Annotated in this window: 15 protein-coding genes and 1 tRNA gene; 10 read left to right on the top strand and 6 right to left on the bottom strand. The window is 59.1% G+C overall.

Annotated features, from left to right (window positions below; all coding sequences use genetic code 11):
• Positions 1 to 146: 146 nt before the first annotated feature.
• Positions 147 to 1,964 carry an ABC transporter ATP-binding protein gene (locus K6T12_RS05775; RefSeq protein ID WP_222220376.1) on the bottom strand — a complete coding sequence of 606 codons (1,818 nt, stop codon included), beginning with the start codon at positions 1,962 to 1,964 and terminating at the stop codon, positions 147 to 149.
• On the bottom strand, positions 1,954 to 3,702 hold the full coding sequence (locus tag K6T12_RS05780) for an ABC transporter transmembrane domain-containing protein (protein ID WP_222220379.1): 1,749 nt from the start codon (positions 3,700 to 3,702) through the stop codon (positions 1,954 to 1,956). The genes K6T12_RS05775 and K6T12_RS05780 overlap by 11 nt, the downstream gene beginning before the upstream one ends.
• A 176-nt stretch (positions 3,703 to 3,878) precedes the next feature.
• On the opposite strand from K6T12_RS05780, the gene K6T12_RS05785 reads away from it, so the two are divergent.
• Both K6T12_RS05785 and K6T12_RS05790 read left to right on the top strand, forming a co-directional pair.
• Positions 3,879 to 4,307 (top strand): DUF4399 domain-containing protein, encoded by a 429-nt coding sequence (locus tag K6T12_RS05785; RefSeq protein WP_255611577.1) that lies wholly within the window; start codon positions 3,879 to 3,881, stop codon positions 4,305 to 4,307.
• 219 nt (positions 4,308 to 4,526) lie between these two features.
• Positions 4,527 to 5,015 carry a hypothetical protein gene (locus K6T12_RS05790; RefSeq protein WP_222220381.1) on the top strand — a complete coding sequence of 163 codons (489 nt, stop codon included), beginning with the start codon at positions 4,527 to 4,529 and terminating at the stop codon, positions 5,013 to 5,015.
• A gap of 386 nt (positions 5,016 to 5,401) precedes the next feature.
• Here K6T12_RS05790 and ubiT read toward each other — a convergent pair whose 3' ends face one another.
• Positions 5,402 to 5,911: a ubiquinone anaerobic biosynthesis accessory factor UbiT gene (gene ubiT / locus K6T12_RS05795; protein WP_222220383.1), complete on the bottom strand. Its 510-nt coding sequence runs from the start codon at positions 5,909 to 5,911 to the stop codon at positions 5,402 to 5,404.
• 166 nt (positions 5,912 to 6,077) lie between these two features.
• Between ubiT and K6T12_RS05800 the strand changes: the two genes are divergently transcribed.
• Genes K6T12_RS05800 through K6T12_RS05810 form a run of 3 tightly spaced genes read left to right on the top strand, consistent with a single transcriptional unit; the run spans position 6,078 to position 8,774 of the window.
• Positions 6,078 to 7,820: a ribonucleoside triphosphate reductase gene (locus tag K6T12_RS05800; protein ID WP_222220385.1), complete on the top strand. Its 1,743-nt coding sequence runs from the start codon at positions 6,078 to 6,080 to the stop codon at positions 7,818 to 7,820.
• 32 nt (positions 7,821 to 7,852) lie between these two features.
• Positions 7,853 to 8,011, top strand: coding sequence for an anaerobic ribonucleoside-triphosphate reductase (gene nrdD / locus K6T12_RS05805; RefSeq protein WP_255611578.1), 159 nt, complete (start codon positions 7,853 to 7,855; stop codon positions 8,009 to 8,011).
• Between the two features lie 13 nt (positions 8,012 to 8,024).
• Positions 8,025 to 8,774, top strand: coding sequence for an anaerobic ribonucleoside-triphosphate reductase activating protein (locus K6T12_RS05810; RefSeq protein ID WP_255611579.1), 750 nt, complete (start codon positions 8,025 to 8,027; stop codon positions 8,772 to 8,774).
• A 289-nt stretch (positions 8,775 to 9,063) separates the two neighbouring features.
• Here K6T12_RS05810 and K6T12_RS05815 read toward each other — a convergent pair whose 3' ends face one another.
• The gene (locus tag K6T12_RS05815) at positions 9,064 to 9,345 is read right to left on the bottom strand and encodes a hypothetical protein (protein ID WP_222220387.1); all 282 of its coding nucleotides are present in this window, start codon (positions 9,343 to 9,345) and stop codon (positions 9,064 to 9,066) included.
• 460 nt (positions 9,346 to 9,805) lie between these two features.
• Between K6T12_RS05815 and K6T12_RS05820 the strand changes: the two genes are divergently transcribed.
• Both K6T12_RS05820 and K6T12_RS05825 read left to right on the top strand, forming a co-directional pair.
• Positions 9,806 to 9,893 (top strand) — tRNA-Ser (locus K6T12_RS05820).
• 551 nt (positions 9,894 to 10,444) lie between these two features.
• Complete coding sequence (locus K6T12_RS05825; RefSeq protein ID WP_222220388.1) at positions 10,445 to 11,368, top strand: alpha/beta hydrolase; 924 nt, start codon at positions 10,445 to 10,447, stop codon at positions 11,366 to 11,368.
• On the opposite strand, the gene K6T12_RS21830 is transcribed toward K6T12_RS05825, so the two are convergent.
• The gene (locus K6T12_RS21830; protein WP_390879078.1) at positions 11,330 to 11,890 is read right to left on the bottom strand and encodes a 4'-phosphopantetheinyl transferase family protein; all 561 of its coding nucleotides are present in this window, start codon (positions 11,888 to 11,890) and stop codon (positions 11,330 to 11,332) included. The genes K6T12_RS05825 and K6T12_RS21830 overlap by 39 nt on opposite strands.
• A gap of 169 nt (positions 11,891 to 12,059) precedes the next feature.
• Positions 12,060 to 12,500 (bottom strand): excinuclease ATPase subunit, encoded by a 441-nt coding sequence (locus tag K6T12_RS05835; protein WP_315853568.1) that lies wholly within the window; start codon positions 12,498 to 12,500, stop codon positions 12,060 to 12,062.
• A 202-nt stretch (positions 12,501 to 12,702) separates the two neighbouring features.
• On the opposite strand from K6T12_RS05835, the gene K6T12_RS05840 reads away from it, so the two are divergent.
• Genes K6T12_RS05840 through K6T12_RS05850 form a run of 3 tightly spaced genes read left to right on the top strand, consistent with a single transcriptional unit; the run spans position 12,703 to position 14,463 of the window.
• Positions 12,703 to 13,434, top strand: coding sequence for a beta-ketoacyl synthase chain length factor (locus tag K6T12_RS05840; RefSeq protein WP_315853570.1), 732 nt, complete (start codon positions 12,703 to 12,705; stop codon positions 13,432 to 13,434).
• Positions 13,435 to 13,439: 5 nt separating this feature from the next.
• On the top strand, positions 13,440 to 14,210 hold the full coding sequence (locus tag K6T12_RS05845; RefSeq protein ID WP_222220394.1) for a lysophospholipid acyltransferase family protein: 771 nt from the start codon (positions 13,440 to 13,442) through the stop codon (positions 14,208 to 14,210).
• On the top strand, positions 14,203 to 14,463 hold the full coding sequence (locus K6T12_RS05850) for a phosphopantetheine-binding protein (protein WP_222220396.1): 261 nt from the start codon (positions 14,203 to 14,205) through the stop codon (positions 14,461 to 14,463). Before K6T12_RS05845 ends, K6T12_RS05850 begins: the two co-directional genes overlap by 8 nt.
• Positions 14,464 to 14,467: the final 4 nt, after the last annotated feature.

Raw genomic sequence — 14,467 nt, forward strand, 5'->3', positions numbered from 1 at the left:
CGGCTAAAGCCAACCCTGCAAATTCTATAGCATTCCGCTTGGTATGCCCCTTGGGTGCAGCGGGCGACAGGTCGCAAGTATTCCGGCACGATGATTGGTCGCGGATGAATCCGCTCCTGCAATGATCGAAATTACCGACGACTGCCTCAGCCTTCGTTGCTCTGCACTTCCTGTATCTCCACCTGCTCGGCCAGCGCCACCTGGCGGGCCTGGCGTTGCAGCAGGTACATCGAGCGGTACAGGCCGTCCGGCTGGGCCATCAGCTCGGCGTGGCGGCCCTGCTCGACGATCTCGCCGTGTGACAGCACCAGAATCCGGTCGGCGTGCTTGATGGTCGACAGTCGATGCGCCACCACGATCATCGTCACCCGGCCGTGCAGTTCGTTCAGCGCCCGCTGCACCACCTGTTCGGTCTCGCTGTCGACGTTGGCGGTGGCCTCGTCCAGCAGCAGGATACGTGGCGAGGCGGCCAGTGCCCGGGCGATGATCAGTTGCTGGCGCTGGCCGGTGGACAGCCGGGTGCCGCGTTCGCCCAGTTCGGTCTGGTAGCCGTCCGGCATCGCCTGGATCACCCGGTGCAGGTGGGCCTGGCGGGCCGCCCGCTCGACCGCCGCCGGCGGCAGGCCGCGGCCCATGTCGATATTGTCGTAGATGCTGGCCGCCAGGATGAACGGCTCCTGCGGAATCAGGCCGATGCCGCCGCGCAGCGCCTCGTGGCCGAACCGTTGCAACGGCGTGCCGTCGATCTCGATCTGGCCGCCGACCGGCTGGTAGAAGTTCAGCAGCAGGCTCAGCAGGGTGCTCTTGCCGCTGCCGGTATGGCCGACCACCGCGTAGAACTGGCCGGCCGGCACCTCGATATTCAGCTGCTTCAACACCGGCTTGTCGGCGGCGTAGTGGAAGTCGAGCTCGCGCACCGACAGCCGGCCCTGCTCAATGGTCGCGCTGCTGTCCCGGTAGTGCTGTTCGCCCTCTTCGAGCAGCTGGTAGACCCGGCTGCCGGCCACCATCGCCTGCTGGTAGAGGTTGAAGCGCTGGGTGATCTCGGCCACCGGCTCGGTGAAGCGGCCGAGGAAGTTCAGGAACGCGTACAGCACGCCGATCTCGGCCACCCCGCTGACCATCTGCAGGCCGAACAGCCAGACCACGCCGATCAGCACCAGGATGCTGAGGAAGTCGATTGCCGGCCGCAACAGCGCCGCGCTGACGGTGATGGTGCGGATACGGGCCCGGTAGTAGGACTGGTTGACCCCCTCGAAGCGGTCGAGGAAACGTTGCTGCTGGTTGCCGGCCTGGATCACCGGCATGCCGGCGATCGACTCGCTGATATTGGCATTGATCTCCGAGCGCAGCTGGCGCGCCTCGCTGACTGCCGGGCCGCTCAGTTTCTGGTACAGGTAGATCACCCCGACCACGGTCGGGATCAGCAGCAGCGCCACCAGCATCAGCTGCACGTTCAGCAGCCCCATCGCGACGATGATGCCGGCCAGCAGGATCACGTTGGTCAGCACCGACGACAGGAACTGCACGTACAGGTCCTTGATCGCCTCGGTGTCGTTGGTCACCCGGCTGACCAGTTGGCCGGTCATCGCGTGGTCGAAATAGCGCATCGGCAGCCGCAACACATGGCTGAACACCCGCTGACGGATATCCAGCACCGCGGTCAGCGCCATATCGGTGAATTTCAGCGTCTGCTGGTAGCGCAGCCAGGCGGCGGCGAGCTGGGTAACCAGGTAGCCGGCCAGCAGCAGCGCCAGCGGCTGAAGCCGGAAATCGTTCTGCAGCAGGTAGTCGTCGATGAACACCTTGGCCAGGATCGGCCCGGTGACGTCGGCGGCGGTGGCCAGTACCAGCAGGATCAACACCCGCACCAGCAGCGGCTTGTCGCGATAGACATACTCCATCAGCAGCTTGAAGGTGTTGTCGCGGGCCTGCTGCGGGTCGCGGCGGTTATCAGAGCTCATCCAGCGAGGCCTCCATCTGTTGATAGGTCCACATCCGGGCGTACCAGCCGTCGTGGGCCAGCAGCTGGTCATGATCGCCTCGCTCCAGCAGCTCGCCGTGGGCCAGTACCAGGATCTCGTCGGCGTGCTCCACCGCCGACAGCCGGTGGCCGATCAGAATGCAGGACTGCTCGCTGCGGCGCTGTTTCAGGTGGTGCAGGATCTGTTGCTCGGTATGCACGTCGACCGCCGACAGGGCGTCGTCCAACACCAGGATCGGCGCCTCGGTCAGCAGCGCACGGGCGATCGCCAGCCGCTGGCGCTGGCCGCCGGACAGGGTGACGCCGCGCTCGCCGACCTGGGTGTCGTAGCCCTGCGGGAACGCCAGGATGTCGTCGTGGATCGCGGCGATTTGCGCCACCGCCTCGATCTGCTCGCGGCTGGCGTCGGGCCGCGCCAGGGCGATGTTGTCGGCGATGCTGGCGCTGAACAGGAAGGCGTCCTGCGGCACGTAGGCGAACATCGCCCGCAACGCCGCCAGCGAGTAGTGTTCCAGCGGCTGGCCGGCCAACCGGATCTGGCCCGGCTCGCTCTGCCAGTGGCGCATCAGCAGCTGGATCAGCGTGGTCTTGCCGGCACCGGTCGGGCCGACCAGCGCCAATACCTTGCCGGGCGGCAGCTGGAAGCTGATCTCGTGCAGTGCCGCCGGGCCTTGGTGTGCGTAACTGAAGCTCAGCCGCTCGACCACCAGTTCGGCGCCGGCCGGACGGGCCCGGCCGGTATCGGCGATGCTGTCCGGGGTGTTGAGCAACGCGTCGACCCGGCTGAAGGCGGCGCTGCCACGCTCGACGATATTAAGCAGCCAGCCGAACGCGAACATCGGCCAGATCAACTGGCCCAGGTACATGGTGAAGCTGGTCAGCTGGCCGACCGTCAGCTGCTGCAGCCAGATCAGCCAGGCGCCGTAGCCGAGGGTCAGCAGCAGCGCCGCCGCCATGCACAGGAAGATCACCGGCTCGTACATCGCCTCGGCGCGGGCCACCCGGTAGTTGCTGTCGGCGGCCTGCTCGGAGATCGCGTTGAACGCCTGGCTCTCGATCCGCTCGCGGCCCATCGCCTTGACCAGCCGGATGCCGGCGAACGCTTCCTGAGTTTTGTCGTTCAGTTGCGAGAACCGCTCCAGCGCCTGCTGGAAGTGGTGGTGCACCGCGTTGGAGATGCGGTAGAAACCGATCCCCATCAGCGGGAACGGCAGCAGCGCGACCAGCGCCAGCCGCCAGTCGATCACCGCGAACATCAATATCAGCACCAGCAGGAAGGTCAGCAGGCCGTCGAAGCCGGACAGCACCCCCTCACCGGCGGCCAGTTCGATGGCGTCGATATCGTTGGTGGCACGGGCCATCAGGTCGCCGGTGTTGTGGCGACTGTAGAACGGCTGGCTCTGCCGGGTCAGCCGCTGATAGAAGCGGGTGCGCAACAGGTTGCCGAGCCGGTAGGAGGTGCCGAACAGGATCCGCCGCCAACTGAAACGTAATGCATAGACGCCGAAGCCCAGCGCCAGCAATGCCAGCAGGTAGTTGCCCAGTTGGTTGGCCGGGCGGTCCTGCTGCTGGGCGGCGATCAGCTCGTCCACCGCCAGGCCGACCAGGTAGGGCACCGACAGGTTGAGCAGCGCCACGCCGGCCAGCATCAGCAGCGCGATCAGGTAGGTCAGCCAGTGTTCGCGAAAGAACCAGGCAAGGTGGCGGAACAGCTTCATAGTAAAACCAGTCACTCCATCGAAACAGCCGTGCAGCATAGCGCACTTAATAGCCTAGCGGAGCAGGGCAACAGAGCGGTGCGAAATCAGGAACAGTGTACGACGGATAGGTCAGCAACGCGGCCGCCAAGCGGCTGCTATGCTGATGACTGGTTATCCAAAGGGAGAGGGCAGCAATGAAAGATCGCAACCGATTGATGCAACTGGCCAGTGGACTGTTGTTAAGTGGCTTCGTGGTGACATCGGCGCTGGCCGGCGATGCCGCGCCAGTCGACAAGTGGGTCTATATCATCTCGCCGAGCGACGGCGCGACCGTCTCCAGCCCGGTGACCGTGCGTTTCGGGTTACAAGGTATGGGGGTGGCGCCGGCTGGCACCGACAAGGCCAACACTGGCCACCACCACCTGCTGGTGGATGGCGAGCAGCTGCCCGATATGTCACAGCCGATGGGCAAAGAGGTGATGCACTTCGGTGGCGGCCAGACCGAAACCACGCTGGAGCTGGCACCGGGCAGACATACCCTGCAGCTGATTCTCGGCGATCAGCACCACCGGCCGCACCATCCGCCGCTGGTGTCGGACCGGATCACCATCGAGGTGAAATAGCCGGCCCCGGTCATATGGCTGCGGGGATCGGTCGGCGGATTCAACAGAACGACAGCGGCGCTGGCCGCAGGGAGTGGCATAAGAACACTATACTTCTTACGTGTTTTACCTAAACACGCGCGCCTTTGTTAATCGCAGTACAAACGCCAACAGGAGTCCATCATGGTTACCCGACTCGTTAAATCGTGCGTTTATATCTGCTTGCTTGGATGCAGTTCTATGCTGTTGGCAGACGACAAGGATGCGATGATTGAAAGTGCACTCAGTGCCGGCCCGCCGTCCGTGACGGCGCATGCCTCCATCAAGGATGGCCCCGGTGGGGCCGTTCTGCGCGAAGGCTCGAACGGTTACACCTGCTACCCGCAGCAGGAAACCGCCGGTCCGATGTGCAACGATGCGGTCTGGGATGCGTTGATCAGCGCTTTGATGAACAAGCAAGAGTTCAAACCGGGCCGATTCAGCGTCTCCTATATGCTGGCTGGCGAAGGCACGGCCATCGGGGTCAGCAATAGCGACCCTTATGCCACCGACCCCGCTTCCAGTGACGACTGGGTCAAGGAGGGGCCGCACCTGATGATTGCGGTGCCCGACCCGGCGATGCTTGAAGGGCTGTCGACCGATCCGAAAGATCCGGTCTATGTGATGTGGAAGGGCACCCCCTATGCTCACATCATGGTCAAGGTTGCCGCCGAGCATGAACATGAATAGGTAAGCCGATCGGGGCAGCGTTCGCTGCCCCTTTTTAACGCCGTATCACCGAGCGCAGTAGCTTTGTGATAGCCTCTACAAGGAGCGGGCGCGCAGCTCGGCAGAGTGGGTATGCCTTATGTGCCCACGCGACCACTGGTTCGCCCAATACTCCGACTGCCAACATAACCGCTTGACGTCGCGTCTAACCGATGGCTATCACAGAGTATCCACCCCCAATTGGACGGGGGAGATGACTTCGAGCTGACCGCGGCAAAGCAGAGTGACTGTCAACTCAGAGCTGTTAACTACTAACTGAAAAAAAAAGCGACCGTCGTTGGTCGCTTTTCGATGCCGGGGCAGTGCAGCCAGGATTCCTGCGCACAGAAGTTGCGCTGGCAGTCACCCTATACGGCCACCCTTTGCACCACCCGCATGCCCTGTTGAAACAGTGGCGGCAGCTCGCTCCAGTCGATGCTGTCGAGCAGGTTCTTGACCGCCAGGCTCAGTTCGGTGTCGCCCTCGATCAGCAGCCGGCGCTGGAAGAACAGGGTGTCCGGGTCCTGCTGGCGGTTGGCTAGTTGCAACAGATCCCTGGCCTCGCCCTTGATCCAGGCGTCGGCCTGTTCGCCGGACTGGACCACCAGTTTCTCACCGTCGCAGCTGAAGGCGATGCGGATCGCCAGGTCCTTCACCTCCAGCCCCAGGCAGCGCTGCTCCAGAAAGTAGAACTCCTCGTCGGCCAGCGGCTGGCTGAACACCCGGTTCAACACCTGCTCGGCCACAGCCTTTTTCAGCCGGAACGGGATCAACGGCTCGGCGTGGCGTACCAGGCCGGCAACGCTGGGCCTGGGCAGCTTGGGTTTTGGCAGAGCGGGGAGTGGCAAGGTGGGGAAAGGCAGCTTGGCAAAACGCATCGTGAGACTCCTTCAAACTGTGCCCCTATGATAGGCCGGCAGAATTTTTTCGCCCTTGATCATGATCAAGGTCAGGTTGTGGCCGGGATATCGATAATGCACAACATATTGTGTTCTGGGCTCAGCAAGAGCCCAAAATGTAGTGCTAAGGACAGGTGGATAACAGATGGCCACACATCATACGGTCGCAGTGCGCAGCACGGTGGACGAGTATCTGGAACGGAGCGACTGGCGGGTCAACGCCAATGCCAATCAGGGCTATTCGCTGGGCGGCTTGATCCTCAATGTATCCGGCAAAGTAATCGCCAACTACTGGCTCAACGAGGTCTATACGCCGCAGATCGGCGAGGCGCACCGCTGTGGCGACCTGCATATCCATGATCTGGATATGCTGTCCGGCTACTGCGCCGGTTGGTCGCTGCGCACCCTGCTGTTCGAAGGGCTGAACGGTGTGCCGGGCCGGCTGGAGAGCGGCCCGCCGCGTCATCTGTCCAGCGCCATCGGCCAGATCGTTAACTTCCTCGGTACCCTGCAGAACGAGTGGGCCGGCGCCCAGGCGTTCAGCTCGTTCGACACCTACCTGGCGCCGTTCGTGCGCAAGGACCGGCTCAGCTACGAGCAGGTACTGCAGTGCATGCAGGAGCTGATCTACAACCTCAACGTGCCGTCGCGCTGGGGTACCCAGACGCCGTTCACCAACCTGACCTTCGACTGGCACTGCCCGGACGATCTGAAGGAGCAGATTCCTGTGATCGGCGGCGAGGAGATGCCGTTCAGCTACGGTGAACTGCAGGCCGAGATGGATATGATCAACCGCGCCTACCTGGAGGTGATGGACGCCGGCGACGCCAAGGGCAGGGTGTTCACCTTCCCGATCCCGACCTACAACATCACCCGCGATTTCGACTGGGACAGTGACAACGCCGAGCGGCTGTTTGCGCTGACCGCCAAGTACGGCCTGCCGTACTTCCAGAACTTCATCCGCTCTGACCTGGAGCCGAACATGGTGCGCTCGATGTGCTGCCGGCTGCAGCTGGACCTGCGCGAGCTGCTCAAGCGTGGTAACGGCCTGTTCGGCTCGGCCGAGCAGACCGGCTCGATCGGCGTGGTGACCGTCAACTGCGCCCGGCTGGGCTACCTGTATAAGGGGGATTGGGATGAGCTCTACAGTCAGCTCGATCACTTGTTGCTGCTGGCGCGCGACTCGCTGGAACTGAAGCGTGGCCGCATCCAGCAGCTGATGGACCAGGGGCTGTTCCCCTACACCCAGCGTTATCTGGGCACCCTGCGCAACCACTTCTCGACCATCGGGGTGAACGGCATCAACGAGATGCTGCGCAACTTCAGCGACGACCGACTGAATATCAGCGACCCGGAAGGGCAGCGCGAGGCGTTGCGGCTGCTGGACCATATCAACCGCCGGTTGACCGAGTTCCAGGAGCAGACCGGCCACCTGTACAACCTGGAGGCGACCCCGGCCGAGGGTACTACCTATCGCTTCGCCCGCGAAGACCGCAAGCGCTACCCTGAGATCCTGCAGGCCGGCAGCCGCGAGCAGCCGTACTACACCAACTCCAGCCAGCTGCCGGTCGGCTTTACCGACGACCCGTTCGAGGCGCTGGAGATGCAGGACCCGCTGCAGACCCGCTACACCGGTGGCACCGTATTGCACCTTTATATGCGCGAGCGGATCTCCAGCACCCGCGCCTGCAAGCAGCTGGTGCGCACCGCGCTGAGCCGTTTCGCGCTGCCGTACCTGACGGTGACGCCGACCTTCTCGATCTGCCCGCAGCACGGCTACCTGGCCGGCGAGCATGAGTTCTGCCCGCGCTGCGACGAAGAGCTGCTGCAGAAGAAATTGCAGCGGCAGAGCAAGACAGAACAAGCAACTTTGCAACAAACCGCCTGAACAACAGGACCCTATATTTAAGGAGATCGACCATGAACGATATGAACGCCGCTCAGCTGCTGAAACCGGAAGAGCGCCAGCGCTGCGAGGTATGGACCCGGGTGATGGGCTACCATCGGCCGGTGTCGCAGTTCAACGCCGGCAAGCAGGCGGAACACCGTGAACGACGCCATTTCGTCGAGCCGCGCTGAGGCGCAACCGCGCATGGATGCTGCCATGGCGTTGTCGCAGCGTCAGCCGATCGCCAGCGACGGCCCGGCGCTGCGGGTCAGCGGGATCACCCCGCTGACCACCATCGACTTTCCCGATCACCTGACTTGCGTACTCTACAGCCAGGGCTGCCCGCTACGCTGCGGCTACTGCCAGAATCCAAACCTGATCCCGTTCGAAACCGATGAGGAACAGCTGGACTGGCCGGCGGTCGAACAGTTCCTGCAGCGCCGTATCGGCCTGCTGGAAGCGGTGGTGTTCAGCGGCGGCGAACCGACCCTGCAGCCGGGCCTGCACGCGGCGATGCGAGCGGTGGTCCGGTTGGGTTTTAAAGTCGGCCTGCACACAGCCGGCGTCAGCTGCTCACGGCTGGCCGAGCTGCTCGGTCTGCTCGATTGGGTCGGGCTGGATGTCAAAGCGCCGGACGACCTCTATCAGCGGGTCACCGGTCGGCGCCATCAGGCGCGCGAGAACCACCGCTGCCTGGAGCTACTGCTCAACTCGACGACTCCCTTCGAATGCCGCACCACCGTGCATTGGCAGCTGTTGCAGCCAGACGACCTGCTGCGGCTGGCGCGGCAGCTGGCAGAGTGGGGCGTGCGTCAGTACGCGGTGCAGATCAGCCACGGGCATAGCTGCCTGGACCCGGCCCTGAAGCAGAACCCGGCCCTGCCGACGGCGCTGAAAGCCGGCTTGCAGACCGAGCTGAGTGGACTGTTCGAACGGTTTGAATGGCGGGAGTAGGGGCCTCTTCGATGCTGACATCATGGCTGTAGGCGCGAGTCCGGTCGGGCTTGTTCGCCGGGTGTGGTGGTTGAAACGCCTGTCGGCGTTTGGTCGGCTGATACCCAACGGGCACAAGAGCCAACCCTACAGGATCGGTCCGCCGTAACCGCCCACTCGGTCTCTCCCTTGGGCAGTGAAGGCGACCGATATCGGGTTGTTCGCTTGTTGCTGATTGTTGCCGTTATATCCCTCTTTCATGATCGGATCTTGCTGGCAAGGCCCGGTCATGAAAGAGGGGAGAGGCGAATCAACTGGCCAATGCATGATGGCGCTGGGCGATGCGGGCCCGGCGCTGCTCGTAATCGGTCTTGTCGACCAGCCGCAGCGGTATGCCGCGGGCGCGCAGCTTGTCGCGCTGCTGTTGAAAATATTCCCGCGTCTCCTCGCTCGGCCCCTGCTCGCTGAGTGCTTTCAGCCGGGCCAGCTCCTCGGCTTTCTGTTCGTCGGACATCCGCGCCTCAACCCGCGAGGCAGCGATGTTCGGTTGCTGGTCGGAGCTGTTGCTGAACAGTTTTGTAAGTAATGTCACCGGCAATCCTCCTGTGGCGCTTCGGCCAATTCCGTAGCCATTGGATTAGCAAGATCCTTGCCATCTGGCCGGTTGCCATAAGTTGATGATTTATATGGCGGTTCCGTTCATAACCGGCATCCGGCGGCGGCAGGGCGTTGCCGCTGCGGCGGAAAATAACCGCTTTGTTTTCAATCGGTTAGTTTTTTGGATTTCTCCGTTGCAATCCGTAGGGGATTCCAGTAAAGTACGCGACCTCTGCTGCTGACGCGGCAGTTGAAAAGCGCCAATGCTTGCGATGGCGGTAACAGGAAACTGTTATGAAGGTTTGAAAATAACCACGTAAGTGACAATGCGGTGAGGTGTCCGAGTGGTTGACTCGGAGGCGAAGCCGTAGAGAACGTCGGAGCTTGCGACGACGGTAACGAGCACGCCAGGCGTGCAGTTATGAGGTTCGAAAGAACTACGCAAGTGACAATATGGTGAGGTGTCCGAGTGGCCGAAGGAGCACGCCTGGAAAGTGTGTATACGGAAACGTATCGAGGGTTCGAATCCCTCCCTCACCGCCACGAATTCAGAAGCCCTGCTCAGTTTGAGCGGGGCTTCGTCGTTTCAGACGGCACAAAGCTTCCAAGGGGGGGGAGAGCCTTCGAAAGGGTTCGAACCGAACCGGGTAGGGCGAGTGGGGGCGGGCGGCTTCGGAGCCTGCGGCTCGATGTAATTCCTCTCCCACCATCATCAATTTGATTACTAAAAATCAACCTTTTGCCGGTATATCGCTACTTTTCCCCGCATGGGTGTGGCACTTATCTTTGCCAGTTAAGAGGCGCATGATGCTGGTTCGCTTACCAAGCCTGCCGTGCCTCGTCTAGAACCTGCTATCTGCGCTATATCAGTCACAAGCGCTTCAGGCCCAACGGCAGGCTTCGGGCGAGAGCTCAGTACGATTGTCTCTTCATTTCAGTTGATTGGTGTGGAGGCCCGGAGTAGTGGGCTAGAATCCAGATAGGAAATGATTAGCCCAGCAGTCTCAGTTGATGTCGTATGAGGTATCCCGGATGCACAAGCGGATGTGAATCAGTTGGCTCCTCCGTGCTGAAGCATACGGGAGGAAGCTTTCATGCGACTTATATTTCTTGTCTTGAGCATAATGTTGGTGGGTTGTACGTATAACTCTGCTTTTTATTATCCTTACAAGGAGCGGGCCAGAGGCATAGAGGAAACGCAGCATACTTATAATTATAAAGAGTTACGGCTGCCATCAGGGGCGGGTAGTCAGTTACACATTCGGATATATCAATCGCCGATCTCTGAGTCCAAGGGGTTGGTGCTGCACTTTCATGGCAATCGAGGGAACCTTTCTGTCTCTAGGGGCAAGCTTGGCTGGTTGCTTGACTCTGGCTATGACCTGGTTCTGTTCGATTATTCCGGTTATGGCCTCTCTAGCGGGCGTCCGACACCGGAGAATACCCGTCATGACGCCCTGGCAATGCTTGAGTATGTTGCGGCTTATCAAGCCCCGCACTCCAGTTATCGGAAAATCGTCTGGGGAACCTCCTTGGGCGGCGCAATTCTGGCGGATGGCTATGCCGTTTTTTCGCGCCAGGGTGAGTTCGACCTGATAATTATCGAGTCCGCGTTTCACAGTTATAGGCGTCAGGCCGAACATGCAATGTCAGGTTTTCTTTTGGGGCGACTGATGACGTGGTCGATCCCTCTGTTTGTATCGGATGATTACGCCCCGATTTACAAGGCGGAGCGTATTAGTGGCTCCAAGGCGCTCTTTGTTCACTGTATTGAAGACCGGGTGGTGCCTATGGAGTTTGGGCGAAGGCTGTTTGAAAAGGTTCAGGGGCCGAAGTACTTTTGGCGGGCAGAGAACTGCCGGCATTCGAGACCTTTTGGGGAGGCGTTCGCTGATCGACGTAAAGCGCTGTTGGCTTTCCTGCACAGCCCAGAGTTGGTAGAGCTGATGAGTAGAGGGGGCGTATGCCCGCAAGCCACCTTAGGGGAGTCTCGTCTCGGAAGCTCCCGCCGCAGGTGAGAGGTAAAAGGCTGTAGAGTGGCCTGATCCGGTGGGGGAGCGATTGATTAAGATCTTTCGAGGTCGCTCGCATGCTACCAGGGAAATCTGGTGGCACTGATGAACCCCTTCATACAACACCCAGGGCGTTCGAGCGTTGGCTAGAATGATATAGCTGAGAGCCTTGAGACGGGTGTTCTGTTGCACTTCAGTGGGAAGGGCTTTGTACCAGGCCTCCTTGGCACACCAGATTCTGTAAAACATAGTTTTGCGGTTTGCCGGATCGGATTCCAGTAGCGTTATATCCCTTGGGCAAAATACCTGTTCGGCAAGTTCGCTGAAGTTCCGCTCCATGGTGTTTAGCTCTACATCGATGCCATTGGGGAATTGCGCCATAGAAAAGGCAACTAGTCCCTTGCTGTGGCTTAAGCTGCAGTACCAGGAGGGTGGGAGCTGGTCGATTCTAGGCCGGCTGTTTGTACCCTCCGTCATCGACCAGTGTTCTTTGGGATGACCAAAGGTGTCGGTAAGTGCCTGTCGCATGAGGGTGCGGCTTAAAAGATACTCAGTGCGCTTTTTGGAACTTTTGATCTGGCTGAAGCGTTGGTGCTCGGAGGGGGACAGTTGCTGCAGTGTCTGTTTCGCATCACAATCAGTCAGCGAACCTGACTCGCCGAGCCAGATTCGTAGAGAGTGCCCGTTTTCGCCGTTGTTAATTGGCAAGTTTGACTACTTTGCCAGTCAGTGCAACACCGGCCATGATGGCGCCAGCATGACACTCAAACTCTGTCCGACTGCTGTAAGTGTTCTTTTTGTAGTAGCTTGCAATGTCGATGACTGCGTTGCCACCCTCTTTTTTTGCCCGTTCCTGCAATGCCAGCAATGCAGATAGCATTACCCAGCGGCAGGCTTCCTCATCGCTTTTTGCAAATGCGTTGGTTTTCTTGTTGGACGAAAAGGTGCCGAGCGCTTTTGCCACGCGGGGATGCTTTTGGTTGCCAAAGTACAGTCGAATGCTCGGGTCCAGCCGCTCCTTAAAGTCAGCCGACGCCAATGCTTCCTGAATAGACATCAGGTGTTTTGTATCACGGCTATAGGCTTCAGGTGCGGCCAGGAGAAGGGCGGTAGCAAGGAATGCTGATAAGAGCTTCACTAAGTTTCTCTCCATGTATATTTGAAACTTCCATTAATAGCCCGGAAATTATATGGGGTGTTAGAGGTTCATTCAACGCACATGGCCCCTTGCATCCAATGGCGTAGTTGTTAAACTCCGTAGCGCTTCAACTTAGGGGCTGGGTGGTGTGTTGGCCGTGTTTCATGGCCAATTATCTATAAAAACAAGGAATGTAAGGCAAGTGGTTAGCTTTAAGTTGGAATCCTGGGCAGCACTTGCGCCGGGTCTGGAGAGCCGAGAAGCCTGGCTGAGCTGGTTACAGAATCCTCAGCCTATAGATCGCCCACTTGGAAAGGTCTCCCTAAGGCAGTTTCCTCTTATGTTACGCCGCCGCTTTAGCACGCTGGGAAAGTGTGCGATGGGGGCTGTACTGCCTCTTCTTAATGAGGGGGAAAAGATCCCCAGTATCTTTGCCTCCAGGCATGGCGATACCGCACTGACGCTCTCCCTGTTAGAGAGCATGGGGAGGGATGAGCCGATGTCGCCTACGGGCTTCAGTCTGGCGGTTCATAATGCGGTGAGCGGATTATTCTCGATTGCCCGTCAGGACCTCCATGAGGTCACATCTATCGCCGCAAATGAGGGGCTGGTTGTACAGACTTTGCTGGAGGCTGTTGGGCAGTTGCAGGATGCAGAGCGCGTTCTTTGTGTGGTTTACGATGTCCCTCTTCCCGATCTATACAGTCGTTATAGTGAAAGCGAGCCGTTTCCCTATGCAATCGCGATGATTATCAGCCGTTCAGAGGGGGAGCCTTTCAATCTCGGGCCCTGTGATGCTCTGGCTAAGCCGATTGCTGAGTTGCCGAACGACTTGAATACCGAGTCTCTGCGGTTTCTTCGGCTGTTGGTAGGAGACTCCACTGTGGCTGACACTGAGTTGAACGGCGTAATCTGGCGTATTGCAAGGGCCTGATCCTGATGTTGCTTGCTAAGATTAATCACGGCTGGCGCTGGATTGGTACAGCGTTCAGCTTTTTTGTTTTTGGTCTGGGGGGAATCCTGTTGCCGCTGCTGGTGATGCCGGCTCTGTATCTGTTGCCGGGCGACCAGCTATGCCGGGAGCGGCGGGCGCAGAGAGTGATTCATCATTCTTTTAGGTTTTACATCGGAATGATGAGGTTTCTGGGGGTTTTAACGTATGAGGTTAATAACATTGAGAAACTGAAAGGGGCAAAGCTTATTCTGGCTAATCACCCGTCGCTGATCGATGTTATTTTTCTGATCTCCATCGTTCCAAACGCAAATTGCGTGGTGAAAGGCCGGTTGGCCCGTAATCCTTTTACTCGGGGGCCGATTAAAGCAGCCGGCTACATCATTAATGATGAAGCGGCCGATGTCATAACCGCGGCCCGCCAAGTCTTTGCTAAAGGGCATGCCCTGATTGTCTTCCCTGAGGGGACTAGAACCTCACCGGGACAGCTGCCTCAGCTAAAGCGAGGTGCTGCGAACGTAGCGGTTCGCGCAGATGCGGATATTACACCGGTACTGATCGAGTGTAGTCCAACCACATTAACCAAATCTAATCGCTGGTACCAAGTGCCGTCAAAGCGTGTTCATTTTTTGATAGATATCAAAGATAGAATAGATGTTGAACGGTATTTAAAAGATGCCAATCCATCGAAAAGTGCTCGACAGTTGACCCGCGATTTAAGTGATTTTTTTCATAAGGAACTCGGTCTGAATGAGTAACCTGAAAACAGAGCTGAAACAGATGATCATTGAAATCCTGGACCTAGAGGATATTGAAGTCGATGAGATCGTCGACAGCGAGCCTTTGTTTGTCGAAGGCTTGGGTCTGGACTCCATTGATGCATTAGAAATTGGACTTGCGCTAAATAAGAATTACGGTATCAAGCTTAAGTCTGACTCTGAAGAAACTCGGCAGCATTTTGCAAGTATTAATGCCTTGGCAGCTTTGGTTGAATCCCACCGTGCAGAGTAAGAAT

Source organism: Marinobacterium arenosum (genome assembly GCF_019795155.1).
GTDB lineage: Bacteria > Pseudomonadota > Gammaproteobacteria > Pseudomonadales > Balneatricaceae > Marinobacterium_C > Marinobacterium_C arenosum.